22 protein-coding genes are annotated in these 23964 nt (G+C 68.8%); 6 read left to right on the top strand and 16 right to left on the bottom strand.

Annotation, left to right across the window (positions count from 1 at the left end):
- Window positions 1-142: 142 nt before the first annotated feature.
- The 3 genes from VA613_RS12320 to VA613_RS12310 form a co-directional block, all read right to left on the bottom strand.
- The gene (locus tag VA613_RS12320; RefSeq protein WP_324779310.1) at window positions 143-844 is read right to left on the bottom strand and encodes a Crp/Fnr family transcriptional regulator; all 702 of its coding nucleotides are present in this window, start codon (window positions 842-844) and stop codon (window positions 143-145) included.
- Between the two features lie 209 nt (window positions 845-1053).
- Window positions 1054-2379 carry a hemolysin family protein gene (locus VA613_RS12315; protein ID WP_324779309.1) on the bottom strand — a complete coding sequence of 442 codons (1326 nt, stop codon included), beginning with the start codon at window positions 2377-2379 and terminating at the stop codon, window positions 1054-1056.
- A gap of 84 nt (window positions 2380-2463) precedes the next feature.
- The gene (locus VA613_RS12310; RefSeq protein ID WP_324779308.1) at window positions 2464-2907 is read right to left on the bottom strand and encodes an Hsp20/alpha crystallin family protein; all 444 of its coding nucleotides are present in this window, start codon (window positions 2905-2907) and stop codon (window positions 2464-2466) included.
- Between the two features lie 127 nt (window positions 2908-3034).
- Here VA613_RS12310 and VA613_RS12305 point away from each other — a divergent pair, with 127 nt between their 5' ends.
- Window positions 3035-5725, top strand: a complete 2691-nt coding sequence (locus VA613_RS12305) for a cation-translocating P-type ATPase (protein ID WP_324779307.1) — start codon at window positions 3035-3037, stop codon at window positions 5723-5725.
- Between the two features lie 24 nt (window positions 5726-5749).
- Here VA613_RS12305 and VA613_RS12300 read toward each other — a convergent pair whose 3' ends face one another.
- From VA613_RS12300 to VA613_RS12290, 3 genes are all read right to left on the bottom strand, one after another.
- Complete coding sequence (locus VA613_RS12300) at window positions 5750-6964, bottom strand: HD-GYP domain-containing protein (protein ID WP_324779306.1); 1215 nt, start codon at window positions 6962-6964, stop codon at window positions 5750-5752.
- Window positions 6965-7043: 79 nt separating this feature from the next.
- Window positions 7044-7841: a methyltransferase domain-containing protein gene (locus VA613_RS12295; RefSeq protein WP_324779305.1), complete on the bottom strand. Its 798-nt coding sequence runs from the start codon at window positions 7839-7841 to the stop codon at window positions 7044-7046.
- A gap of 67 nt (window positions 7842-7908) precedes the next feature.
- Window positions 7909-8142, bottom strand: coding sequence for a hypothetical protein (locus VA613_RS12290; RefSeq protein ID WP_324779304.1), 234 nt, complete (start codon window positions 8140-8142; stop codon window positions 7909-7911).
- A 115-nt stretch (window positions 8143-8257) separates the two neighbouring features.
- On the opposite strand from VA613_RS12290, the gene VA613_RS12285 reads away from it, so the two are divergent.
- The 4 genes from VA613_RS12285 to nirD all read left to right on the top strand — a co-directional run bounded on the left by VA613_RS12285 (window position 8258) and on the right by nirD (window position 15166).
- Complete coding sequence (locus VA613_RS12285) at window positions 8258-9307, top strand: AraC family transcriptional regulator (protein ID WP_324779303.1); 1050 nt, start codon at window positions 8258-8260, stop codon at window positions 9305-9307.
- Window positions 9308-9443: 136 nt separating this feature from the next.
- Complete coding sequence (locus tag VA613_RS12280) at window positions 9444-12125, top strand: nitrate reductase (RefSeq protein ID WP_324779302.1); 2682 nt, start codon at window positions 9444-9446, stop codon at window positions 12123-12125.
- Window positions 12126-12401: 276 nt separating this feature from the next.
- The gene (gene nirB / locus VA613_RS12275) at window positions 12402-14822 is read left to right on the top strand and encodes a nitrite reductase large subunit NirB (RefSeq protein ID WP_324779301.1); all 2421 of its coding nucleotides are present in this window, start codon (window positions 12402-12404) and stop codon (window positions 14820-14822) included.
- Window positions 14823-14833: 11 nt separating this feature from the next.
- A complete protein-coding gene (gene nirD / locus VA613_RS12270; RefSeq protein ID WP_324779300.1) occupies window positions 14834-15166 on the top strand; it encodes a nitrite reductase small subunit NirD in 333 nt (110 codons plus the stop codon).
- Window positions 15167-15199: 33 nt separating this feature from the next.
- On the opposite strand, the gene VA613_RS12265 is transcribed toward nirD, so the two are convergent.
- From VA613_RS12265 to minC, 4 genes are all read right to left on the bottom strand, one after another.
- Window positions 15200-15769, bottom strand: coding sequence for an acyloxyacyl hydrolase (locus VA613_RS12265; RefSeq protein ID WP_324779299.1), 570 nt, complete (start codon window positions 15767-15769; stop codon window positions 15200-15202).
- 101 nt (window positions 15770-15870) lie between these two features.
- The gene (gene minE / locus VA613_RS12260) at window positions 15871-16125 is read right to left on the bottom strand and encodes a cell division topological specificity factor MinE (protein WP_324779298.1); all 255 of its coding nucleotides are present in this window, start codon (window positions 16123-16125) and stop codon (window positions 15871-15873) included.
- Window position 16126: 1 nt separating this feature from the next.
- Window positions 16127-16942, bottom strand: coding sequence for a septum site-determining protein MinD (gene minD / locus VA613_RS12255; protein ID WP_324779297.1), 816 nt, complete (start codon window positions 16940-16942; stop codon window positions 16127-16129).
- Window positions 16943-16964: 22 nt separating this feature from the next.
- Window positions 16965-17741, bottom strand: a complete 777-nt coding sequence (gene minC / locus VA613_RS12250) for a septum site-determining protein MinC (protein WP_324779296.1) — start codon at window positions 17739-17741, stop codon at window positions 16965-16967.
- A gap of 225 nt (window positions 17742-17966) precedes the next feature.
- Between minC and VA613_RS12245 the strand changes: the two genes are divergently transcribed.
- Entirely contained in the window at window positions 17967-18383 is a 417-nt protein-coding gene (locus VA613_RS12245) for an AF1514 family protein (protein WP_324779295.1), read from the top strand.
- A 24-nt stretch (window positions 18384-18407) separates the two neighbouring features.
- On the opposite strand, the gene VA613_RS12240 is transcribed toward VA613_RS12245, so the two are convergent.
- The 6 genes from VA613_RS12240 to VA613_RS12215 form a co-directional block, all read right to left on the bottom strand.
- The gene (locus tag VA613_RS12240; RefSeq protein WP_324779294.1) at window positions 18408-19205 is read right to left on the bottom strand and encodes an ABC transporter ATP-binding protein; all 798 of its coding nucleotides are present in this window, start codon (window positions 19203-19205) and stop codon (window positions 18408-18410) included.
- 69 nt (window positions 19206-19274) lie between these two features.
- The gene (ntrB, locus tag VA613_RS12235) at window positions 19275-20180 is read right to left on the bottom strand and encodes a nitrate ABC transporter permease (RefSeq protein WP_407702846.1); all 906 of its coding nucleotides are present in this window, start codon (window positions 20178-20180) and stop codon (window positions 19275-19277) included.
- Window positions 20181-20224: 44 nt separating this feature from the next.
- Window positions 20225-21442, bottom strand: coding sequence for a CmpA/NrtA family ABC transporter substrate-binding protein (locus VA613_RS12230; protein ID WP_407702886.1), 1218 nt, complete (start codon window positions 21440-21442; stop codon window positions 20225-20227).
- A 328-nt stretch (window positions 21443-21770) separates the two neighbouring features.
- Window positions 21771-22337 carry an ANTAR domain-containing response regulator gene (locus tag VA613_RS12225; RefSeq protein ID WP_324779292.1) on the bottom strand — a complete coding sequence of 189 codons (567 nt, stop codon included), beginning with the start codon at window positions 22335-22337 and terminating at the stop codon, window positions 21771-21773.
- Window positions 22338-22674: 337 nt separating this feature from the next.
- Window positions 22675-23082: a DUF4124 domain-containing protein gene (locus VA613_RS12220; protein WP_324779291.1), complete on the bottom strand. Its 408-nt coding sequence runs from the start codon at window positions 23080-23082 to the stop codon at window positions 22675-22677.
- Window positions 23083-23108: 26 nt separating this feature from the next.
- Window positions 23109-23918, bottom strand: a complete 810-nt coding sequence (locus VA613_RS12215; RefSeq protein WP_324779290.1) for a dienelactone hydrolase family protein — start codon at window positions 23916-23918, stop codon at window positions 23109-23111.
- Between the last annotated feature and the right edge of the window lie 46 nt (window positions 23919-23964).

Below are 23964 nucleotides of genomic sequence, written 5' to 3'. Positions count from 1 at the left end.
GTGCAGGCGGGCATCCCTTGCGGGCCCCGCTCTTGTTGGTCAGGACAAAAAGGCATGGGCCGATTCTACCGGCGGCTCGGCATGGCCAAGCGGCGAATTGACAATTGTCAATGCCACATTGTGGCTATTCGACAACAGGCGTTCAGCCCTGCGCCAGCCGGACCAGCCCGGCGTGATCGCAGACGACTTCGTTGCCGCGGTCCGCGTGGACCAGCCCGCGGCGCTTGAACTCGGCCATGATGCGACTGGCGGTTTCGGTGGTGACGCCGAGCAGCGCGCCCATGTCCTCGCGGCTGGGCATCGTTTCCGGCTGGTTGCCGCTGCAGCCCAGCATGACCAGCAGCCGCGCCATGCGGGCCTCCGCGGTGCCGGTGGAGAGCGACACGATGCAGTGTTCGGCCTGGTCGACCGAGCGCTGCCAGCGTTGCATCAGCGCCTGGTGCACGGCCGGGCTGGTGCGGTCGAGCTGTACGACGACCTCGCGCGGAATGCGGCAGACGTCGGCGTCGCGCAGCGCGATCGCCGTGTGGTGGTAGCGTTCGCCGACCAGCGTCTCCATGCCCGCCACGTCGCCGGGCCGCAGCAGGCGGACGATGCGCTGGCCGCCGTTGGGCAGGTCGATCCTGAGCTTGAGGATGCCGCTGCGCAGCGTGTAGACGCTCGGTGCCGCCGCGCCCTGCTCGTAGAGCACGGCGGATTGCGGGACATGCAGGTTGTCGATGGGCTGCAGGATGGCGTCGAGCTCCTGCGGGGTCAGCCCCGAGAACAGGACCGAATTGCGGATTTCGCAGACCGCGCATCGGGAGCGGCCCTGCCACTCCACGTTCGTGCAGTTCGGCTTCATCGGCGGTGCCCCCGGACGGACGGGCTGGGGGCGGGCAGGGGGCTGGGCAGGGGGCTGGGCAGGGGGCTGGGCAGGGGGCTGGGCAGGGGCATCGAGTCGCGATCGGTGTCCAAGGGAAGGGGAGATATCGCCGCCGGGCGATGGTCTTTTCATTCTAACCACATATCCCGCCGGCGATGGAAGCCCCCCGCCGTTCGGGGGGGCCGCATTCAGTTCGCGTCGACCGAGTCCGGCGCGGCCGAAGGCGCCGCCTCGGGCGGGAGCGGCGTGGCCAGCACCTTGTCGATGCGCTTGCCGTCGAGGTCGACGACCTCCAGCCGCCAGTGCTCCCAGGTCAGCACGTCGCCGGTCTGCGGCAGCCGGCCCGACAGCCACATCACCAGGCCGCTCAAGGTGTGATAGCGGCCGCGGTCCTCGTCGGGAACGTGCCGGAGGCCGAGCCGGTCCTTGAGTTCGGGGAGCGGGATCAGGCCGTCGAGCAGCCAGGATCCGTCCTCGCGCGGGACCGCCCAGGCATCCTCCAGGTTGCGCGGCGTGAACTCGCCGGTCACCGCCTCGAGCACGTCCTGCAGGGTCACGAGGCCGTTGATCTCGCCATATTCGTCGATCACCAGCACCAGGTGCGCGTCCGAGGCCCGGAACTGTTCGAGCAGGTCCATGCCCGTCAGGCTCTCCGGCACGAAGACCGCCGGCATCCGCTGCGCCGCGAGATCGGGGCGGCCGCCGCGCAGCGTCTGGTCGAGCAGCTGCTTCGCCGTGACGATGCCGAGCACGTCGTCGAGGCTGCCCTTGCATACCGGGAAGCGCGAATGCTCGGACTCGGCGACGCGCCGCAGGTTGTCGTCGAGCGGACGCGTGGTGTCGAGATAAACGATGTCGGCACGCGGCGTCATCAGCGAGTTGATCGGACGGGCGTCGAGCCTGAACACGTTGCGCACCATCTCGCGTTCCTGCTGTTCGATCGCGCCGGTTTCCGAGCCTTCTTCGAGCAGCGCGTGGATCTCCTCCTCGATCACGCCGGCCTCGCTCGATTCCTGCCGGCCGAGCAGGCGGAGGATCGTGTCGGTCGACGCCGAGAGCAGGCGTACGAACGGCTGGGCGGCGGCCGCCAGCAGGCGCATCGGGCGCGCCACGCGGCGTGCGACCCCCTCCGGATTGAACTGGCCGAGGCGCTTGGGCACCAGTTCGCCGACGACGATCGAGAGGTAGGTGATGACGACGACCACCAGCGCGGTCGCCCCGATGCGGCTGGCTTCGCTGTCCACGCCGAGCGACCGCAGCCATGCCGACAGGGGCTCGGCGAGGACGGCCTCGCCGATGATGCCGTTGAGGATGCCGATCGAGGTGATGCCGACCTGTACCGTCGACAGAAAGCGCGTCGGATCGTCGTGCAGCGTCACGGCCGCCGCCGCGCCGGCGTCGCCCTCCTCGGCGAGACGCGCAAGGCGCGCCCGCCGCGCCGTCACGAGGGCGATCTCGGACATGGCGAACGCCCCGTTCAGCAGGATCAGGCCGGTCAGCAGCAGGATTTCCATGCGGAGAGCGGAAATGGCGTGTTGGCGGCCGTGACAAGGAAACGGCGCCCGTGAGAGGCGCCGCCTGCGCGGGACGCCGTGCGCTTACTCGATCGCCAGTTTCCTGGCAGAGCTCGCCGCCTTCTTCGGCAGGGTCAGTTCCAGCACGCCGTCGCTGTATTTCGCCTGCGCCTTCGAATCGTCGACGTCGTGGGCCAGCGTGAAGCTGCGGGCGACCTTGCCGACGTAGCGTTCGGAGCGCAGCACTTTCTCGCCCTTCTTTTCTTCCTTCTCGATCTTGGTTTCGGCGCTGATCGAGACCTGGTTGCCTTCGATGCTGACGTGGATGTCTTCCTTCTTCACGCCGGGGATGTCGGCATGCACGGTGTACGCAGTGTCGTCCTCTTTCAGGTCCATCCTGATCTGCATCTGCGGCTGGCCCTCGAACGCCACGGGGCGGACGAAGAAGCCCCGGAACAGGTCGTCGAAATCGCCGAAGGGGTCGAAGCGGGTGAGATGAAAGGGATCGTAGCGGGTGAGGTTGGCCATGTCTTTCTCCTCTCGGGAACGGATCGGAATGCGGGTTTCACCGGGCCGGCGGTGCTGATCTCAATCTAGGTCCGGGTGCCGATAAATCAAGACGCCCGCGTCTCCTTATGCTGTCTATGCTGGAGGCGTGGATGCCACCGCCCCGCTCCCCGCGCACATTCAGAGCCAGGCCGCCGAGCAGGCACTGGCCGGCCTGCACACGTCGGCGGACGGGCTGACCGGGGCCGAGGCCCGGCGCCGGCTGGCCGAATTCGGCCCGAACCTCGTCGAAGAGATCGGCCGCGAGCACCTGCTGTTGCGCTTCGCCCGCGAGTTCACGCATTTCTTCGCCCTCATCCTGTGGGTCGGGGCGGGCCTGGCGTTTGCCGCCGAAGCCTTCGACCCCGGCCAGGGCATGGGGCGGCTCGGCGTTGCCATCGTCGGCGTCATCCTCATCAACGGCGCATTCTCGTTCTGGCAGGAATACCGCGCCGAGCGCGCCGTCGCCGCGCTGCGCCGCCTGCTGCCGCAGCAGGTGCGGGCGCTGCGCGGCGGCGCGGTCGTGCAGCTGCGCGCGAGCGAGCTGGTGCCGGGCGACATCGTGCTTTTGGCGGAAGGCGATTGCGTGCCGGCCGACTGCCGTCTCATCGAAGCCTTCGCCCTGCGCGTCAATCTCTCCACGCTGACCGGCGAATCGCTGCCGCAGGCGCGCGATGCCGGACCCCGTCCGCCCGTCCCGACGCTGCAGGCGAAGAACCTCGTGCTCGCCGGCACCTCCGTGGTCTCAGGCGAGGCCCGCGCGGTGGTGGCGGCGACCGGCATGCGCACCGAGTTCGGCCGCATCGCCCACCTCACGCAGACGGCCGGAGCGACGACGTCGCCGCTGCAGCGCGAGATTGCGCGCCTGTCGCGCATCGTCGCCGTGCTCGCGACGACCCTCGGCGGGGTGTTCTTCTTCATCGGCCAGGCGCTCGGATTGCCGTTCTGGGAAAACCTGCTGTTTGCCATCGGCATCATCGTCGCCAACGTGCCCGAGGGCCTGCTGCCGACGGTGACGCTGTCGCTCGCCATGGCGACGCAGCGCATGGCGCGGCGCAACGCGCTGATGCGCCACCTGCCGGCGGTCGAGGCGCTCGGCTCGACCACCGTGATCCTGTCCGACAAGACCGGCACGCTGACGCAGAACCGCATGGCGGTGCGCCGCCTGTGGCTGGGCGGCGAAGCCTTCACGGCGCAGGGGGTCGCCGCGCGGCCGGACATCGGCGCCGATCATCTCGCGCTGTTCGTCGATGCGGCGGTGTGCCATACCCTCAAGGCGGTCGAACGGGGCGGCGCGCGCGACTGGCTCGGCGATCCGATGGAGGTCGCGCTGGCCACGATGGGGCGCGAGGTGGCGGGTGCGCTCGAGGGTTTCGTGCGGCGCGACGAGATTCCGTTCGACACCGAGCGCAAGCGCATGTCGGTGCGCTGCGACACGCCGCAGGGCCCGATGCTCTATTGCAAGGGTGCGCTCGAGACGGTGCTTGCCGCATGCGACGGCGTGCAGCTGGCGGGGCGCGTGACGCCGCTGGATGCGACCGCGCGTGACCGCGTGCTTGCCGCGCAGGACGAGATGGCGAAGGCCGGCCTGCGGGTGCTGGCCTTCGCCCACGCGCCGGCGCCCGACGGGCTGCCCGACGAGGAGCGCGGCCTGACGCTGTCCGGCCTCGTCGGGCTCGAGGATCCGCCGCGCCCGGAGGTGGCCGACGCCATCGCGCGCTGCGCGGCGGCGGGCATCCGCGTCGTCATGGTCACCGGCGACCATCCCCACACGGCGCTCGCGATCGCGCGCGAGATCGGCCTGGTGAAGGGGGCGCAGCCGCTCGTCGTCGGCGGCGACGCGCTGGACCACCTGTCGCCGGCGCAGCTCCAGCTGGCGCTCGACGCGCCCGAAATCCTGTTCGCCCGCGTTGCCGCCGAGCAGAAGATGCGCATCGTCGAGGCGCTGCAGAAGAAGCGCGAGATCGTCGCGGTGACCGGCGACGGCGTCAACGACGCCCCGGCGCTGAGGGCTGCGGACATCGGCATCGCGATGGGGGTGGCCGGAACCGACGTCGCACGCGAGGCGGCCGACATGATCCTGCTCGACGACAATTTCGCCAGCATCGTCGCGGCGATCGAGGAGGGGCGGGCGGTGTTCGACAACCTGCGCAAGTTCCTCACCTACATCCTGACCTCGAACATCCCCGAGCTCGTGCCCTACCTGGCGTTCGTGCTGTTCGGCATCCCGCTGCCGCTGACGATCATCCAGATCCTGGCGGTCGACCTCGGCACCGACATGCTGCCCGCGCTCGCGCTGGGTGCGGAGCGGCCCGATCCCGGTGTCATGCGGCGCCCGCCGCGCGCGCGGCGGGAGCGCCTGCTTTCGTGGGGGCTCATCGGGCGCGCCTACCTTTTTCTCGGCCTGCTGGAGGCGGCGGGCGCGATGGCGGTGTTCCTCTGCGTGCTGGCCGATGCGGGCTGGCGCTACGGCGAGCGGCTCGCGCATACCGCGCCGCTCTATCTCGAGGCGACCACGGCCTGCCTGGCGACCATCGTGGTCATGCAGGCGGTGAACGTCTTCCTGTGCCGCCATCCGCGCCGGTCGCTGTTCGCATTCGGCCTGTTATCCAATCCCCTCATCCTGCTCGGGGTCGCGGCGGAGCTGGCGCTCCTGCTGTTCATCGCCTATACGGCGGCGGGCAACTGGCTGTTCGGTACCGCACCGGTCAGCGCGGCGGTATGGGAGGGCGCGCTGGGGCTGGCGCTGGCGATGGCCGAGGAAGTGCGCAAGGCATGGCTGCGGCGAACGCCGCCCTGACCGTGCGGCCGGATGCGGGTCCGCTCAGCTGGTCCAGAGCGCGTCGAGGTTCTGGATGCCCCACTGGGCGGCATCCTCGCGGCCGACGATCTTGTCGACCACGCCGGGGCGCGACAGGTCGAGCACCTCCGGCACGATGTAGGTTCGCGACCGGGTGGAGAAGAACGCCTTCACGCGTGGCGCCAGCAGCGACTTCTCGGATTGCTCGATGACCACCGCGAGGCGGCCGGAGTCGAGCCTGACCAGCGAGCCGACCGGATAGATGCCGATGCTCTTGACGAAGGCCTGGAACACCCGCTCGTCGAAATGACCCTTGCTCCATTCGGTCATCCTGCGCAGCGACTCGGCGGGGTCCCAGCCCGCCTTGTAGGGCCGGTTGGAGGTGATCGCGTCGTAGACGTCGCAGACCGCCCCCATCTTGGCGAACAGGGTCGTCTGGTCGCCGGTGAGGCGGTCCGGATACCCGCTGCCGTCGACCTTTTCATGGTGGTGCAGGCAGACGTCCAGCACGACGTCGCTGGCGGTCCCGCCGTCGACCAGCAGGCGGTGCCCGGCGACCGGATGGCTCTTGATGATGCGAAATTCGTCGTCGGACAGCTTGCCCGGCTTGTTGAGCACGTCCATCGGCATCAAGGCCTTGCCGAGGTCGTGCAGCAGGCCGGCCATGCCCGCCTCGCGCACCGCGCCGTCGTCCAGGCCGAGCTGGCGCGCGAGCGCGACCATCAACGCGCAGACCGCGACCGAGTGCATGTAGGTGTAGTCGTCGGCGGTCTTCAGGCGCGCCAGGCTGATCAGCGCGCCCGGATTGCGCAGCACCGACGAGGAAATCTCCTCGACCAGCTCGCCGGCCGCCTCGGCGCTGATCGCCTTGCCCATGCGCACTTCCTGGAACATCGCGACCACCGCGTGGCGCGCCTTGGCGCAGATCATGGCGGCGCGCTTGAGCTCTTCGCTCATCGAGGTCTGCCTGGGCGCCGCGACCGGCTGGCGCACCTCCGCCTCCATCAGCATGTCGCTCACCGAAGGCTCCGGCACGCCCGTGGGTGCATCCGCGACGTCCAGTCCCTTCGAGGCATCGATCCAGACTTCCGTGATGCCGCTTTCGACGATGCGCCGGATGTCCGCGGGGTCCGTCAGGACGAACTTGCTGCGCCAGAACGGGTGCGACATCCACGGGCCGACCAGCTCATGGAGGTGCATCCCCGGACGCAGGTTGTTGACGTGGATTTTCTTCAGCACAGTGACGCGTGCAACGGGCGGAATGCACGCATTGTGCCGTACTTGCAGGACAACTCAAGCCCCGCGTCGGCGGGGACGATCAGGCGCGCGTCGCCGCGACCTCCAGATATTCGGCCGCGACCGCCGTGCCGCCGCCGTCGGCACGGTTGTGCTCGGACCACAGCTGCTCGAGGTCGCTGCGCAGGGCCGCCTGGCCGCCGGCGTCGAGCGCGGCGAAGGCCCGGTTGGTGGGGCCGTAATAGGTGAAGAAGAAATCGACCACGTCGGCCGGCGGGAACGGATACTCGAGCGGGTACATCCGGCGCGCCACGCGGAAGTCGGTCGCGCCGCCGCCGAGGCGCTCGCGCACGGTCGCCTCGTCGCCCCAGAGCACCGGAGACGGCATGCCGGGCGGGGGCGGGACGTGCTTGGCGGTGGCCTTGAACATCTGGCCGACGAAACCGCCCGGCGTCCAGTTCCCCATCACGATGCGGCCGCCGGGCCGGCACACCCGGATCAGCTCGGCCGCCACCCGTTCGGGCCGGGGCGCGAACATGGCGCCGATGAGGCTGAAGACGACGTCGAAGGCCGCATCGTCATACGGCAGTTCCTCGGCGTCGCCTTCGTCGAAGCGGATGGCCAGCCCTTCGGCCCGGGCGCGCGCGCGCGCCTGGTCGATCAGGTTGCTGGCGATATCGACGCCGGTGACGGCGGCACCCACGCGCGCGGCCGGAAGGGCCAGCTGGCCGGCGCCGCATGCCACGTCGAGGACGCGCGTGCCCGGCCCGATACCGAGGGCGGGAAAGAAGTCCATGGCGCCGGCTTCGAGGTAACGGGCGAAATGGCCGTAGTCGCCGGCCATCCACGTCGCCTTGAGGCGTGCCTTGAGGGCGCTCATTTCGGGTGACAGGGGGGGGGTCGTTGTCATTGGTCTCTCTCCTCGGGTCAAAAGAAGGCGCGTGCGCCTACATGCCGATCAGTTGCGCATGCAGGCCGCGTTCCTGGAACGTGTGCAGCAGGGTGGAGGCGCGCGCGACGTCCGCGTCGTAGACGACCACCATCAGGTGCTCGCGGCCCGGATGCCGCCCCACCGAGACGACCCCGCGGTCCTGCCGGATGCCGCGCTCGAGCTCGGCGAACAGGGTCTCGTCGACGGGTTCGTCGACATGCACGACTATTTCGTTCAGTGTGGTGTCCATGATGGGCCTCCTGCGGATCGGGGTTGCGACAAACGGGCGGCGGCCGTCGGGCCGGACGCCCGTTTGTCGGCCGCATTGCCTACTATCAACCTTAGCGATTCACGCGCGTGCGACCATGACCGAAACGCCAAGAGTTTTGCCCGAAACGCCGGGAGCGGTGCCGGCGGACCTGCTGTCCGACCTGCTCGCCAGCATGCACCTGTCGGGCGTCGTGCTGTTCAGCACCGAGTTCCACGAGCCGTGGGGGCTGGTGTCGCCGCCCGCCTGCGACCTGTCGCGCATGCTGCCGTTTCGCACCGAGCACATCATCCCCTTCCACATCGTCGCCGAGGGCGGTTGCTGGCTGGAATTGAAAGGACACCCGCCGGCATGGCTGGAGGCGGGCGATGCGGTGCTGCTGCCGTATGGCGACGTGCACGTCCTGCGCGGACGCGAGGCGGCCTCGCCGGCGCCGGCGACCGAGCTGCTGCCGCCGCCGCCCTGGCCAGACATCCTGCGGGTGCGGCACGGCGGCGACGGCGCGCGGACGCGCATCGTCTGCGGCTTCGTGCAGTGCGACGAACTGCTGTTCCACCCGCTGCTGCGCCACCTGCCCGCTCTGATGCACGCCGGGCCGCGGCGCAACCCGGATGCCGAGTGGCTCGCCAGCACGATCCGCCACACCGCACAGGAGGCCTGCGGCGCGGACCCCGGGGCGCGCTCGATGCTGCCGCGGCTGACGGAACTGATGTTCGTCGAAATCCTGCGCCGCCACATGCAGGCGCTCGCCGCCGACGAAGTCGGCTGGTTCGCCGCGGCGAACGATCCGATCGTGGGCAGCGCCTTGAAGTGCCTCCACCGGGCGCCGCTGGACGACTGGAGCGTGGCGCGCCTGGCACGCCAGGTCGGTGTGTCACGCACGGCGCTGGGCGGGCGCTTCAGGCATTTCCTCGCGATGCCGCCGATGCGCTACCTGACCTCGTGGCGGCTACACCTCGCCGCGCAGCGCCTGAAGACGACGGATGCGCCGCTGAAGGGCATTGCCGACGAGACGGGCTACGAATCCGAAGCCGCCTTCAGCCGGGCCTTCAAGCGCCATTTCGGCGTCGCGCCGGCGGAGTGGCGGCGGCGACAGGGGCAAGCCGACACGGCGCTCCCCGGCGGAGGCGCCGGCACCACTTTGTAGCGGGCCGGGCCGGACGCGCACCGCAAGCGGGCGCGCCGCGCGCGCGGCGCCGCCGGAAATTCGCGCAAGTGACTGAAACAAAAGAAGAGTGTGGCGCTGGCACGTGCCCTGCTGGCAGACCGGGCAAGGAGTCCTCATGTCTGTCGTTACGTCTGTCTGCTGTTACTGCGGCACCGGTTGCGGGGTGCTGATCGAGGCCGAGTCCGGGAAGATCACCGGCGTGCGCGGCGACCCGGCGCATCCGGCCAACCGCGGCCGCCTGTGCACCAAGGGCGCGACGCTGCATCTGGCCGCCGCCGCCTCGGGGCGAGCGCGGGTCCCGGAACTGCGCCGCGACAAGGGCGCGCCGCGCGAGCGGGTCGACTGGGAGACGGCCCTCGACCATGCGGCCGACCGGTTCCGTCGCATCATCCGCGAACACGGCCCGGACGCCGTCGCGTTCTACATTTCCGGCCAGCTGACCACCGAGGCGTATTACGTCTTCAACAAGCTCGCCAAGGGCCTGATCGGCACCAACAACGTCGACACCAATTCGCGCCTGTGCATGTCGTCTGCCGTGGCCGGCTACAAGGCCACGCTGGGGGCCGATGCGCCGCCCGGCTGCTACGACGATATCGAATCCGCCGGCACCCTCTTCGTCGCCGGCTCCAACCCGGCGTATGCCCATCCCATCCTGTTCCGTCGCATCGAGGACGCGCGCCGCGCCAATCCTGACCTCAGGCTGATCGTGGTCGATCCGCGACGTACCGACACCGCGGCGGAGGCCGACCTGCATCTGGCGATCCTGCCCGGCACCGACGTCGCGCTCTATCACGCCATGCTCAACGTGATGCTGTGGGAGGAGTGGATCGATCGCGCGTTCATCGCCGCGCACACCGACGGCTGGGCGGCGCTGCGCGATCGGGTGCGCGACTACACGCCGGAGAAGGTGGCGCCGATCTGTGGCGTGCCGGTGGCCGACATCGTGCAGGCCGCGCGCTGGTTCGCGCAGGGGCCGACGCTTTCGCTGTACTGCCAGGGACTCAACCAGTCGAGCTGCGGGGTCGACAAGAATGCCGCGCTGATCAACCTCCATCTGGCCACCGGACAGATCGGCAGGCCCGGCGCCGCGCCGCTGTCGCTCACCGGTCAGCCGAACGCCATGGGCGGGCGGGAAGTGGGCGGCATGGCCAACCTGCTGTCGGCCCATCGCGACCTGGATAACCCTGCACACCGCGCCGAGGTGGCGCGCCTGTGGGGCGTGGAAGCGGTTCCGGAGCGGCCCGGCCGGACCGCCGTCGAGCTGTTCGAGGCGGTCCGGCGCGGCGAGATCAAGGCGGTCTGGATCGCCTGCACCAATCCCGCGCAGTCGCTGCCCGACCAGAACCGCGTGCACGAGGCGCTGCAGGCCGCAGAGTGCGTGGTGCTGCAGGATGCCTACGCGGACACCGAGACCGCCGCCTACGCCGACGTGCTGCTGCCGGCTTCGACCTGGGGCGAGACCGACGGCACCATGACCAATTCCGAGCGGCGCATCGCGCGCGTGCGCGCCGCCGTGCCGCCGCCGGGCGAGGCGCGCGCCGACTGGGCGATCGCCACGGCCTTCGCGCGGCGTCTCGACCCGGCGCGCGGGCCGCGGCTGTTTCCCTATGCGACGGCCGAAGCCGTGTTCAACGAGCACCGCGAGACGACGCGCGGGCGCGATCTCGACATCACGGGGCTGTCCTGGGAAATGCTCGATTCCGGGCCGCAGCAATGGCCGTTCCCCGCCGGCGCTGCGGCGGGGCAGGTGCGTCTGTATGGCGACGGCGTCTATCCGACCGGCAGCGGCCGTGCGCGCTTCCACGCCGCGCCGTATCGCCAGGTGGCCGAGCCGATCGACGCGCGCTATCCCCTGCACCTCAACACCGGCCGGATGCGCGACCAGTGGCACGCGATGAGCCGCACCGGACGCGTAGCGCGATTGTTCGCCCACGTCGACGCGCCGCGGCTGGCCATGAATCCGAGCGACCTGGAACGGCGGCGCCTGAAGGACGGCGACCTGGTCCGCGTGAAGAGCCGCCGCGGCGAGGTCGTGGTGGCGGCGGAAGCGAGCGAGGCCATCCGGCCGGGGCAGTGCTTCCTGCCGATGCACTGGGGCGCACGCTTCATGGGCGGTCACGGCGTCAACGCACTGACGCTGCCGCTCTTCGATCCCGCTTCGAAGCAGCCCGAACTCAAGCACGCGGCGGTCCAGGTGGCCAGGGCGGACCTGCCCTGGCGCATGGCGGCGCTTGCAGCCGGAGACGGGACCACGCTGCTCGACGCCGTGCAGCCGCTGCTGCGGGCGTGCGATTACGCGGCGGCAGGATTGGCCGGGCGCGAGCGCGACGTGCTGACGCTGCGGCTGGCGCATTCGGAACCCTTGCCCGAAGCGCTGCTGGCGGCGTTCGATGCCGCCCTCGGGCTCGACGACCCGCTTGCCGTGATGCGCTACCAGGACCGCAAGCGCGGCGTCGCCAAGCGGGTGCGCGTCGAACAGGGCAAGGTGGTCGCCGCCCGCCTCACGGGGGAGACCGCGGCCTTCGCGTGGCTGCGCGACGCCGTCGTCGAAGGCGTCGAGGCCGCCTCCCTGCGCGCGTGGATGCTGGCGCCGGTGGCCCGCCCGCCGGCGGGCGGCGGCGGGCGGGGACGCATCGTGTGCAATTGCCTCGACGTCGGCGAGGCCGACATCGTTGCGGCGATCGCGGCCGGAGCCGACCTTGCCGCGCTGCAATCCGCGCTCAAGTGCGGAACCGAATGCGGCTCGTGCGTGCCGGAGCTGAAGCGCCTCGTCGCCGCCAGGCGGGCGGCGGCGTGACCGGCCCGCGACCCGCACGGGGGGCGGCGCAAACCGGTGCATGCCGCCGCCCGCTGCACCGTGGTGGTGCGGCACGGTGGCGGAGGACCGGCGGGCGGGCGCCCTGATGCCCCGTCAGATCCAGGGCGGTCCCCCCGACTCGTCCCGGTGGCATGACGCTTGCTCGGGATGGGGCAAGCAGGCCGAATGCAACGGCGTATCTCGGTCATCACTTTCGAATCCTCTGCCTGGAGTGGTGAAATGGACATGAGTATGCCAATGGGGCGCGGTCCCAGGATGAAGCTCGTCATGGTCGGCAACGGCATGGCCGGCGTTCGCACGCTGGAAGAGCTGCTGAAGCTCGCCCCCGATCTTTACGACATCACGGTGTTCGGCGCCGAGCCGCATCCCAACTACAACCGCATCCTGCTGTCGCCGGTGCTGGCGGGAGAGCAGACCGTCGACGACATCGTGCTGAATCCGCTCGACTGGTACCGCGAGCACGGCATCACGCTGCACCTCGGCAAGAAGGTCGTGCAGATCGACCGCGCCGCGCGCCGGGTCGAAGCCGACGACGGCACGCGCGCGGCGTACGATCGCCTGCTGCTCGCGACCGGGTCCGACCCCTTCATCCTGCCGGTGCCCGGCGCCGACCTCGAAGGCGTGATCGGTTTCCGCGACATCGCCGATGTCGAGGCGATGATCCGCGCGTCGACCCAGCACCGCCACGCCGTCGTCATCGGCGGCGGCTTGCTGGGGCTGGAAGCCGCCAACGGCCTGATGAAGCGCGGCATGGACGTGACCGTGGTGCACCTCGGGCCGTGGCTGATGGAGCGCCAGCTCGACGAGCCGGCCGCGCGCCTGCTGCAGCAGAGCCTCGAGGAGAAGGGGTTGCGGTTCCTGCTGCAGAAGCAGACCACCGAGCTGGTCGCTGGACCAGGAGGGCGCGTCGCGGCGGTCCGCTTCAAGGAGGGCGAGGCCATCCCGGCGGACCTCGTGGTAATGGCGGTCGGCATCCGCCCCAGCACGGCGCTCGCCGAATCGGCCGGCCTGCACTGCAGCCGCGGCATCGTGGTGAACGACACGATGCAGACCTTCGATCCGCGCATCTATGCCATCGGCGAATGCGCCGCGCACCGCGGCGTCGCCTACGGGCTGGTCGCGCCGCTGTTCGAGCAGGCCAAGGTGTGCGCCAACCACCTGGCGCTGCATGGCATCGGCCGCTACCAGGGCTCGGTCACCTCGACCAAGCTGAAGGTGACGGGGATCGACCTGTTTTCGGCCGGCGACTTCGCCGGCGGCGAGGGCACCGAGGCCATCCTCTATTCCGACCCGATCGGCGGCGTCTACAAGAAGCTCGTCCTCAAGGACAACAAGCTGGTCGGCGGCGTGATGGTCGGCGATACCGTCGACGGCGCCTGGTATTTCTCCCTGCTGCGCGACGGCAGGGACGTGTCCGAACTGCGCGACCACCTGATGTTCGGCCAGGACCACTGCGGCAACCTCGGCCACCAGGGGATCAACAAGGCCGCGGCGATGACCGACGACATGGAGGTATGCGGCTGCAACGGCGTCTGCAAGGGCGACATCGTCAAGGCGATCCGCGAGAAGGGGCTGTTCACGCTGGAGGACGTGAGGAAGCACACCAAGGCGTCGTCGTCGTGCGGCTCCTGCACCGGGCTGGTCGAGCAGATCCTCGCGGCCACGGCGGGGGGCGACTATTCGCCGGCACCGAAGACGAAAGCGATGTGCGGCTGCACCGAGCATACCCACGAGGCGGTGCGCGCGGCGATCGTCGACAACAGGCTGCTGACGATCCCGCAGGTCATGCAGTTCATGGAATGGCGCACCCCGGACGGCTGCGCGTCGTGCCGGCCGGCGCTCAACTACTACCTGATCTCGAGCTGGCCCGGCGAGGCGGAAGACGATCCGCAGGCGCGCTTCATCAACGAGCGCGCCCACGCCAACATCCAGCGCGACGGCAGCTACTCGGTGGTACCGCGGATGTGGGGCGGGCAGACCACGCCGGCCGAGCTGCGCCGCATCGCCGAGGTCGCCGAGAAGTACGCGATCCCGACCGTCAAGATCACCGGCGGCCAGCGCATCGACCTGCTTGGGGTGAAGAAGGCGGACCTGCCCAAGGTATGGGCGGACCTCGACATGCCGTCGGGTCATGCCTACGGCAAGGCATTGCGCACGGTGAAGACCTGCGTCGGATCCGAGTGGTGCCGCTTCGGTACGCAGGACTCGACGCGCATGGGGATCGACCTGGAGAAGGTGTTCTTCAAGATGTGGGCGCCGCACAAGGTCAAGCTCGCCGTGTCCGGCTGCCCGCGCAACTGTGCCGAAGTCGCGATCAAGGACGTCGGCATCATCGGCGTCGACTCCGGCTGGGAGATCTACGTCGGCGGCAACGGCGGCATCAAGACCGAGGTCGCGCAATTCCTGGTCAAGGTGAAGACGCCTGACGAGGTGATCGAGCATGCCGGCGCCTTCCTGCAGCTCTACCGCGAGGAGGCGCGCTACCTCGACCGCACGGTGCATTACCTCGAGCGCGTCGGCCTCGACTACGTGAAGCAGAAGGTCGTCGACGACGCCGACGGCCGCCGTGCCTTGTACGAGCGGCTGCTGTTCGCGCTTTCCGTCGAGCGCGACCCCTGGGTCGAGCGCGCCGCGGAGGGCAAGCTCAGGCACGAATTCGAAACCGTCAGCGCATGAAGGAAATCACGATGAACAACTGGATCGACATCCTGGATGTCAGCGACATTCCACGCCAGGGGGCCCGGGTCGTGCGTCACGGCATGGTCGACGTCGCCGTCTTCCGTACCGCCGACGACGCGGTGTTCGCGCTGGAGGACCGCTGCCCGCACAAGGGCGGGCCACTGTCGCAGGGCATCGTGCACGGCCGCAGGGTGGCCTGCCCGATGCACAACTGGAACGTCGCACTCGATACCGGCTGCGCGCTCGCGCCCGACGAAGGCTGCGCGCGGGCGTTGCCGGTCCGGGTCGAGGCCGGGCGCGTGTGGCTCGACGTCGGCGCCATCGAAGCGGCCGCCGCCTGAGCCTGTCCGCCGGGTGGTGCGGGGTCCGGCGCGCTAAAAGCGCGCGCCGAGCACGACCTGCACGAGATCGAGGCCGTCGTTCGGCTTCTCGATGTCGGCGTTGGAGTAATGCGAGTACTGCAGGCCGAGAAAGCCTCGCCCCGTCAGCTCGGCGCCGAAGCCGACATGCTCGGAGAACTGGAAGTCGGTGGAAAAGCCCTTGCCGCCGAGGCGGTCGCGGCTGAACAGCGCGACGCCCAGTCCGCCTTCGACGTAGGGGCGGATGCGGCCCTCGCCGTGGGCGAGGTGCAGGCGGGCGATCGCGCCGCCCAGGTTCAGGGTGTCGGGCCCGGCCTGGGAGCCGGTGTAGCGCAGGTGGCTCAGCTCCAGCTCGGGGCGGACGTCGGCCCTCCAGCGGCCCCAGGTGTCCGTCCAGACCGGCGCGAACCGCAGGCTCAGGCCGGCGCGCTCGTAATCGCCGTCGGCGCCCGCGATCACGGTGAATTCCTTGTCGCGGGCGGACGCGTCGGCAAGGGCGGGCGCGGCGAGGCCGCATCCGAGGACGAGGCTCGCGGCGGCGAGTCCGGCGCGGGCGGAGGGGGCGGGCAGGCGAAGGCGGTCCATGGCGGTCTCCCGGGTTTGAAACGATCGGACATGCGCAGTCCCGTCGCGGACCGGCACGCCCTGTCGTTCAATATAGGAAGCGGTACGGCCGCCGGTCTGGCTCAGCGGCCTTCGGGCAGCACGATGTTGACTTCGAGCACTTCGTAGTTGCCCTGCTTCTCGAGTCCGACCTTGATGTCGTCGGGGTTCACCGGGAAGTACTTGGAAATCACCGCGACCAGGTCTTTCTGCAGGTCGGGCAGGAACTCCGGCCCGGACAGGCCGGCGCGTTCGTGCGCGATGATGAGCTGCAGGCGTTCCTTGGCGACCGAGGCGGTGGATTTCTTTTCGCCGAAAATGAGGGAGAGCCAGGACATGTCACTTGCCTCCGAACAGGCGCTTGATCAGGCCGGGCTTCTCGTATTCGACGAAGCGCAGCGGGTGGTCTTCGCCGAGGAAGCGGCCGATCGCGTCCTGGTAGGCGTCGGCGACCGGCGTGCCCTTCTGGTGGATCGCCGGAATGCCCTGGTTGGACGCCTGCAGCACGGCTTCGGATTCGGGGATCACGCCGAGCAGCGGGATCCGCAGCAGTTCCTGGATGTCGGTGTAGGTCAGCATCTCGCCCTCGGCCGCGCGCTTGGGCGAATAGCGGGTGACCAGCAGATGCTCCTTGACCGGCTCGCGGCCCTCGATCGCGCGGCGGCTCTTCGACTGGATGATGCCGAGGATGCGGTCGGAGTCGCGCACCGACGAGACCTCGGGGTTGGTGACGACGATCGCCTGGTCGGCGAAGGTCAGCGCCATCACCGCGCCGTGCTCGATGCCGGCCGGCGAATCGCAGACGATGTAGTCGAAGCCCTGGTGCTCGAGTTCCTTCAGCACCTTCTCCACGCCTTCCTCGGTGAGCGCGTCCTTGTCGCGCGTCTGCGAGGCGGGCAGCACGAACAGGTTGTCGCAGTGCTTGTCCTTGATCAGCGCCTGGTGCAGGTTGGCGTCGCCCTGGATGACGTTGACGAAGTCGTACACCACGCGGCGCTCGCAGCCCATGATCAGGTCGAGGTTCCTGAGGCCCACGTCGAAGTCGATCACGGCCGTCTTGAAGCCGCGCAGCGCGAGGCCGCTGGCGATCGAGGCGCTGGTCGTCGTCTTGCCGACGCCGCCCTTGCCGGAGGTGACAGTGATGATGGTGGTCACGTAGCTTCCTTTTTGCTTGGGGTTAGAGGGGTTCGATGACGAGCTGGCTGGCGTCGGCCAGGCGGATCTGCGCGGGCTTCTTCGCCACCGCGGCGTCCGGCGCGGACTCGAAGGTGCGGTAGACGCCGGCGATCGAAACCAGTTCGGCTTCGAGCTGCGTGGTGAAGATGCGCGCCGCCGTGTCGCCGCGCGCGCCGGCCAGCGCCCGGCCCTTGAGCGGTGCATACACGTGGATGCTGCCGTCGGCGATGACCTCGGCGCCGGGGTTCACCGCGGCCAGCACGACGATGTCGCCGCCGGCTGCGTAGACGCGCTGGCCCGAGCGCAGCGGCTTGTCGATGATGCGGGTCGGCACGGCGGCCGGGAGGGCGGGCGCGGGTTCCGCTTCCGGCGCGGGGGGCGCCGCCGGTTCGGGCTCGGGGGCCGGTTCCGGCTCCGGTTCGGCGGCAGCGGCTGACGCCGCCGGCGTGCTGTCGTTCAGCACCAGCAGCCCGGCCGCGACGGCCGCCGCGGCCAGTTCGGGCGAGGCGTTCTGCACCGCGAACGGGTTCAGGCCGCGGCGCTTGAGTTCGTGCGCGAGCCACGCCCAGTCGGGCGCGGGCGCGTCGGCCGGCAGGCGCCCACAGTCGAATACCGCCGCCTCGCCGTCGAAGAAGTCCGGCGTCGCGGCGAACAGCGTGGTGAGATGGGTTTCCAGCGCCGCGTGCTCGGCGCTGTTGAGGATGATCTGGATGCCGGTGAGCCGCGTGGTTTTCAGTTCCAGCGCAGGCGCGGGGCGGGGCTCACGTCGGCGCGGCATGATCGGGAGAATTCACGAATGGGACACATCGATAGAAACCCCGAGAGTCTAGCTGTACCTGCAAGGCGGGGCAACCGCGCGCAGCGGGGCGGCCGCATTCGTTGCGTTGCGGGGTGCCGGACCGGCCATCAAAATTACTTGATTGTTTTTGTCCGGTATTCGCCTAGAAAAGGGGAGAGTGATTTCGTCTGCCGATCGGCAGATAGTTTGCTGGAGGAACCCATCATGAAAAACGTTCATGTAGCCTATCGGGGCAAGGATCTCGATTTCCGGCGCGCCAGCCTCCTGGCCAAGGACGCCGCCCGCGAGAGCGAAATGCAGTATCCGACCATCGTGTCCTGGCATCGGCACAGCAACCAGACCATGTCTCCCTATTACGACGGCGCCAATCCGGATTCCTGGTGGGAGAAATATGGCGAAGGCAACGGCGGCAACCTGGAAGTCAGCGTCGGTGGCGAATACGATTTCGTGCTGATGGATGCGCAGGGCTATGACATTCTGGGGCGGATGCCGCTGCGGAACCTGTCGGACGATTCCGGCAACCAGTATCTCTGCTATGCGCCCATCCTGGGCCCCGTTACCAACACGCCCAGTCCCGAGGCGTGCACGGTTCTCGACGGCTGGCTGGCGGACCAGCTCTGAACCGTAATCCGCCTCGGCCCGGGTTCAGGCGGCTTCTCGCGGCCGCATCTGTCGGCTGTAAAGGAATTCCAGCACCCGGCTGCGCAGCGCGTGATACGCCGGATCGTGCGCGAGCGCGAGGCGGTCGCGCGGGCGGGGCAGGTCGATCGACAGGATGTCGCCGATCGTGGCCGCGGGCCCGTTGGTCATCATCACGATGCGGTCGGACAGCAGCACGGCTTCGTCGACGTCGTGGGTCACCATGACGACCGTGCTTCTCGTCGCCGCGACAATCTTCATCAGCTCGTCCTGCAGATGGGCGCGCGTCAGCGCGTCCAGCGCGCCGAACGGCTCGTCCATCAGCAGCACCTTCGGCTCCATCGCCAGTGCGCGCGCGATGCCGACGCGCTGCTTCATGCCGCCCGAAATCTCGCCCGGCAGCCTGGCGGCCGCGTGCGACAGGCCGACCAGGTCGAGCGCGGCCTGGGTGCGCGCTTTCAACTGCGACCTGCCTTCGCGGGCGCCGAAGACCCTCTCCACCGCGAGGTGGACGTTCTCGAACGCGTTGAGCCAGGGCAGCAGGGAATGGTTCTGGAAAACCACCGCGCGCTCCGGCCCCGGCCCTTTGATTTCCTTGTTGGCAAGCAGCAGCACGCCTTCGGTCGCGTCGGTCAGCCCGGCGATGAGGTTGAGCAGCGTGGACTTGCCGCAGCCGGAATGCCCGATCAGCGAGATGAACTCGCCTTCCGCGACCGTGAGATTGATGTCCGTGAGCGCGGTGAACTTGCCTTTCTTGGTGCTGAACACCATGCCGGCGTTTTCGATCTGGACGTAGGAGTGCATGTCTGTTCCTTGGTGAGCGGTGAGTGGTGAGTGGTGAGTGGTGAGTGGACTGGTTCCTCCGCTCACCGCTCACCCATAAGAAAACCGCTTCGCCAGCAGCATCAGCCCCTGTTCGAGCAAGAGCCCGACGATGCCGACGATGAAGATGGCGATGATGATGTGGGCGACGTTGAGGTTGTTCCACTCGTCCCACACCCAGAAGCCGATGCCGACCCCGCCGGTGAGCATCTCGGCGGCGACGATCACCAGCCAGGCGACGCCGATGGCGAGCCGCACGCCGGTCAGCACGTGCGGCAGCACCGCAGGGAACAGGATCTTGGTGAACACCCTGAGCTCGGACAGGTTCAACACGCGCGCGACGTTCAGGTAGTCCTGCGGGATGCGCTGCACGCCGGCGGCGGTGTTCAGCACCATCGGCCAGATGCTGGAGATGAAGATCACCCAGATCGATGCCGGCTCGGCCTTCTGCAGCACCAGCAGGCCGATCGGCAGCCAGGCCAGCGGCGACACCGGCCGCAGGATGCTGATGATCGGCGACAGCATGCGGTTGAGGAAGTCGAAGCGACCGACCAGGAAGCCGAGCGGAATGCCCACCACGGCGGCGGCGCCGAAGCCCATGCCGACGCGAGTCAGCGAGTTGAGGATGTTCCAGCCGATGCCCTGGTCGTTGGGGCCGTTGTCGTAGAACGGATCGGAGAACAGCGCCACGGCCGCATGCCAGGTTTCGACAGGCCCCGGAATGTTCTTGACGCTATGGGAGATCAGCCCCCACAGGCCGATGAACAGCAGCATGCCGAGCAGCGGGGGGATGGCGTTCCTGGCTCGGCTGGTCACGGCTTCCGTGAGGCGCTTGCCGGATTCGGCTTCGACGTAAGGCGCTTTGTGGAGAGGCGCGGCTTCCGGGGGGATGATCGCGGTTTCCGGCGCGTCCATCACCTCGGGCAATCGCCGCTCGTTCAGTGTCACTGCATTCATGCGAGGCTCCTTCTGCCCCGGCGGTGCCGAGGCGCGCGTAGGGTTTAGGCCTTGATCCGGAAGCTGTCCGCGTAGGCCTTGGGGTTCCTGCCGTCCCACACCACGCCGTCGATCAGCTTGCTTGCACGCATGTCGGACTTCGGCAGTGGCGTCTTCGTCATCGCGGCGGCCTGCTTGTAGATGTCGATGCGGTTGACCTTCTTCGCCACCGCCAGGTAGTCCGGGTGCTCCTTCAAGAGTCCCCAGCGCTTGTGCTGGGTCAGGAACCACATGCCGTCGGACAGGTAGGGGAAGCCGACGGCCCCGCCGTTGTAGAACTTCATGTAGTTGGCGTCCGCCCACTTCCTGCCGATGCCGTTGTCATACTGGCCGAGCATGCGGTCCTCGATCGAGTCGAAGTCGGTGTTGACGTAGGATTTCGCCGAGATGATCTTCGCGACCTCGGAGCGGTTGCTCATCGTGTCGATGTACTTCGACGCATCGAGGATCGCCGCGACCATTGCACGCGCGGTGTTGGGATAGCGCTGCACGAATTCGGCGGTGGTGCCGAGCACCTTTTCCGGGTGGTCCTTCCAGATGTCCTGCGAGGTCACGGCGGTGAAGCCGACGTGGTCGCGGATCGCGCGCGCGTTCCACGGCTCGCCGACGCAGAAGCCGTCCATGTTGTCGACGCGCATGTTCGCGACCATCTGCGGCGGCGGCACGGTGATCACCTTGGCCTGGGTGAAGGGATTGATGCCGTAGGCCGCGAGCCAGTAATAGAGCCACATCGCGTGGGTGCCGGTGGGGAAGGTCTGGGCGAAGGTGTATTCCTTGGGTTCGGCGGCGACCAGCTTGGCAAGCGAGGCGCCGTCGGTCACGCCCTTGGCCTTCAGCTGGTTCGACAGCGAGATCGCCTGGCCGTTGTTGTTGATCGTGGCGAGCACCGCCATGTCCTTCTTCGGCCCGCCGATGCCCATCTGCACGCCGTAGATCAGGCCGTACAGCGCGTGCGCGGCGTCGAGCTCGCCGTTCACCAGCTTGTCGCGCACGGCCGCCCACGAGGCTTCCTTGCTGGGCGTGAGGGTGAGGCCGTATTTCCTGTCGAAGCCCTTGATCGAGGCCATCACCACGCTGGCGCAGTCCGTCAGCGGGATGAAGCCGACGGTGAGGTTGGGTTTCTCCGGGGCATCGGAGCCGGCGGCCCAGGCGCCGCTGCGCACGCCGGGCGGCACCATGGCCATGAGGGCGGCCGCGACGGAAAGCCCGGTGGTCTTTTTCATGAAGTCACGCTTGCCCGGGTCCTGTACGAGGGGCTTGTTCGGGATGTCGCTCACGGTATGTTCTCCCAATGCCCAGAGGGCATGAATGAAAAAGGCGTCGCCTTCAGGGCGGACGCCTTTGTCCGGTGTTGAATGATCTGACGGTCACGCTGAAAGCCACATCGTTGCGACTGTTCAGCTGAGGTTTAGCAACCGCTGTGCCAGCTTCCTCAGCACCTTGTGTCGCTTGGGTTTCCAGGAAACCGGACGGATCGTGGGGCCTTGCATGACGCGGATTCGTGCCCCGGCTCGGTGCATGCTTCCGGTGGCGTGCACCAATCAGGGGGACTCACGCCAGGGGTTTTTGCAGGAGCTGCCGTGCAATGTCCGCCAGCTTGAGACCGCGATCCATCGCGGCACGCCGCATCTCGCGATAGACCTCCGGCTCCGATGCGCCGGTCTGCCTGATCAGCAGCGCCTTGGCCTGGTCGATCAGCTTGCGCTCCGACAGTTCGAGCCGCGTCTGTTCCAGCTGGTCGTGCAGCGCCTGGAACGCCTCGAAGCGTGATACGGCGACGTCGAGGATCGGCCGGATGCGCGCCGGGTCGAGCCCGTCGACCACATACGAGGTCACGCCGGCCTGGGTGGCGGCGCGGATCGACTCCGGGCTGCCGTCGCCAGTGAACATGACGATCGGGCGCGGGCAGTCCTGGTTGGCCACGCAGATGTGCTCGAGCGTGTCGCGGTCGGGCGAATCCTGCGCGATGATCACGACGTCCGGGCGCAGCGACTGGACCTGCGCCTCCAGGCTGCGTGCGGAGTTCAGCGTGGCCGCGACGATGCAGCCCGCCGTTTCCAGGGCAGGCACCAGCATGGCAAGCCGTTCGGGATGGTTTTCGACGATCAGTACACGCATAGCGCTCGATTCGATGCCGGCAAAAAAAGCGGCCTCCGGAGAGGCCGCAAGTTCGGAGGAGACTGCCTGAGCGGGTTGTTGCCGACAAGTCGGCTTGACACCCACGGCCTACCCTTTACGGGTGGAGCAACCCGGCCTTTCGGTCTGGGGACTCACTTCGCATGGAGCACGCGGCGTGCCAGCTTTCATAACGATGGATAATCAGGCACTTGCACGGCGTCGCCCGAATGACGTCGGCCGCTGCGCTGAAATCTTGTGGTGCATGCCGGCGCAAAACGTCTCAAAAAGGGGCGCCCCGTGTGGCGTATGGTCGTCGAAGCCGGCCTCCCCGCCCGGCTCAGCGCGGCCTGCGAACGGGCGGCTTGTCCGGATGGCGGGGATGCGGCCGAACGCGCACCGGCGGGTAGTAGACCGGCTGCGGCACGTACACGGGCTTCTCGATCACGACGGGCGCGGGCGGCAGGCGCAGTGCCCGCAGCCGCGCTTCCTCGGCTTCCTGCTCGCGGCGCCGCGCCTCGAGTTCGCGGACCAGCGCGTCGGCCTTCTTCGCCTGTTCCGCCGCCTGCCGCGCGTCTTCCGCGCGGGGCGGCGGCGGCACGCGCATTTCCTTGGCCACCGTGCCGGGGGGCGGCGGCAGCGAGGAATAGGTCACGTGCCCCGACCCGTCGAGCCACTTGTACAGGGGGGCGGCATGGCCGGCCTGCCATGCGAATGCGACGAGCAGCAGGGCGCGGGCGCGGCTCATCGCGCCGCCGCGGCGCGCGCGCCTGGTCACGCGCGGCGGCCGTCCGGACAGCGCATGTCGGGTGCCAGCTTCATCCATTTCACCAGCCAGGCCTTCGCCCGCTCGCGCGCGTGGCGGGTGGCGATCTTCTCTTCCGGCGTCTGGTCGGGGCGGAAATCGAAGGCGCGCCGCGCCATCGGGTATTCCTGCCACTCGACCGGCACGCCGCGCTCCCACAGCGCGTAGAAGGCGCGGCCGCCGTTCATCCGGCGCAGCTCGTAGTCGGCGTCGCCGATAAGATAAAGAATCGGCGTCGTGATCTGCATCACCTCCGGCGCGACGCGGAACAGCTGATCCGGCTCCGGCGCGTTGGGATTCTGCATGTGGCCGTAGTAGCTCACGATGGCGGCAATCTCGGCACCGCGCTTGGCCGCCAGCCGGATCGCGTAATACGGGCCGCGCGACAGGCCGACGATGCCGACCGGCTGCTTGCAGGCGTTGGGGAGCGACTTCAGGTAGTCGAGGCCGGCTTCGACGTCCATCTCGGTATCGGGGTTGTGTGCGGAGGGCCAGCGCTCGATGAAGCGGCCACTCTGCCAGTCCGGTGCGACGACCAGAAAGCCCTGCGCCGCGAGCTCGCGCACGTGGGCGCGCTCGTCGCCCTCGTAGCCGCGCTTGGCGTGGATGAAGAGCACCGGCGGGAAGGGGCCCTTTCCCTCGGGTGTGGCGACCTCGACCGGCACCTCGGTGCCGTCGGCCGCGCGCACGGTCGTCTTGGTCAGTGCGACGTCCGCTGCGAGCGCCGGCGCCGCCAGCGTCGATGCTAAGATGGCGCCCGCGATGACGAGTCTTTTCATGGCCTTCTCCTTGGGGTTGTTCGCTGCCTATTCTAGGCTTGCGCAG

It is taken from the genome of Thiobacillus sp. SCUT-2 (genome assembly GCF_035621355.1).
In the GTDB taxonomy this organism is placed as follows: Bacteria; Pseudomonadota; Gammaproteobacteria; order Burkholderiales; family Thiobacillaceae; genus Thiobacillus; species Thiobacillus sedimenti.
The sequence above is the reverse complement of the archived record's forward strand: the minus strand, read 5'-3'. Positions and strand labels throughout refer to the sequence as shown.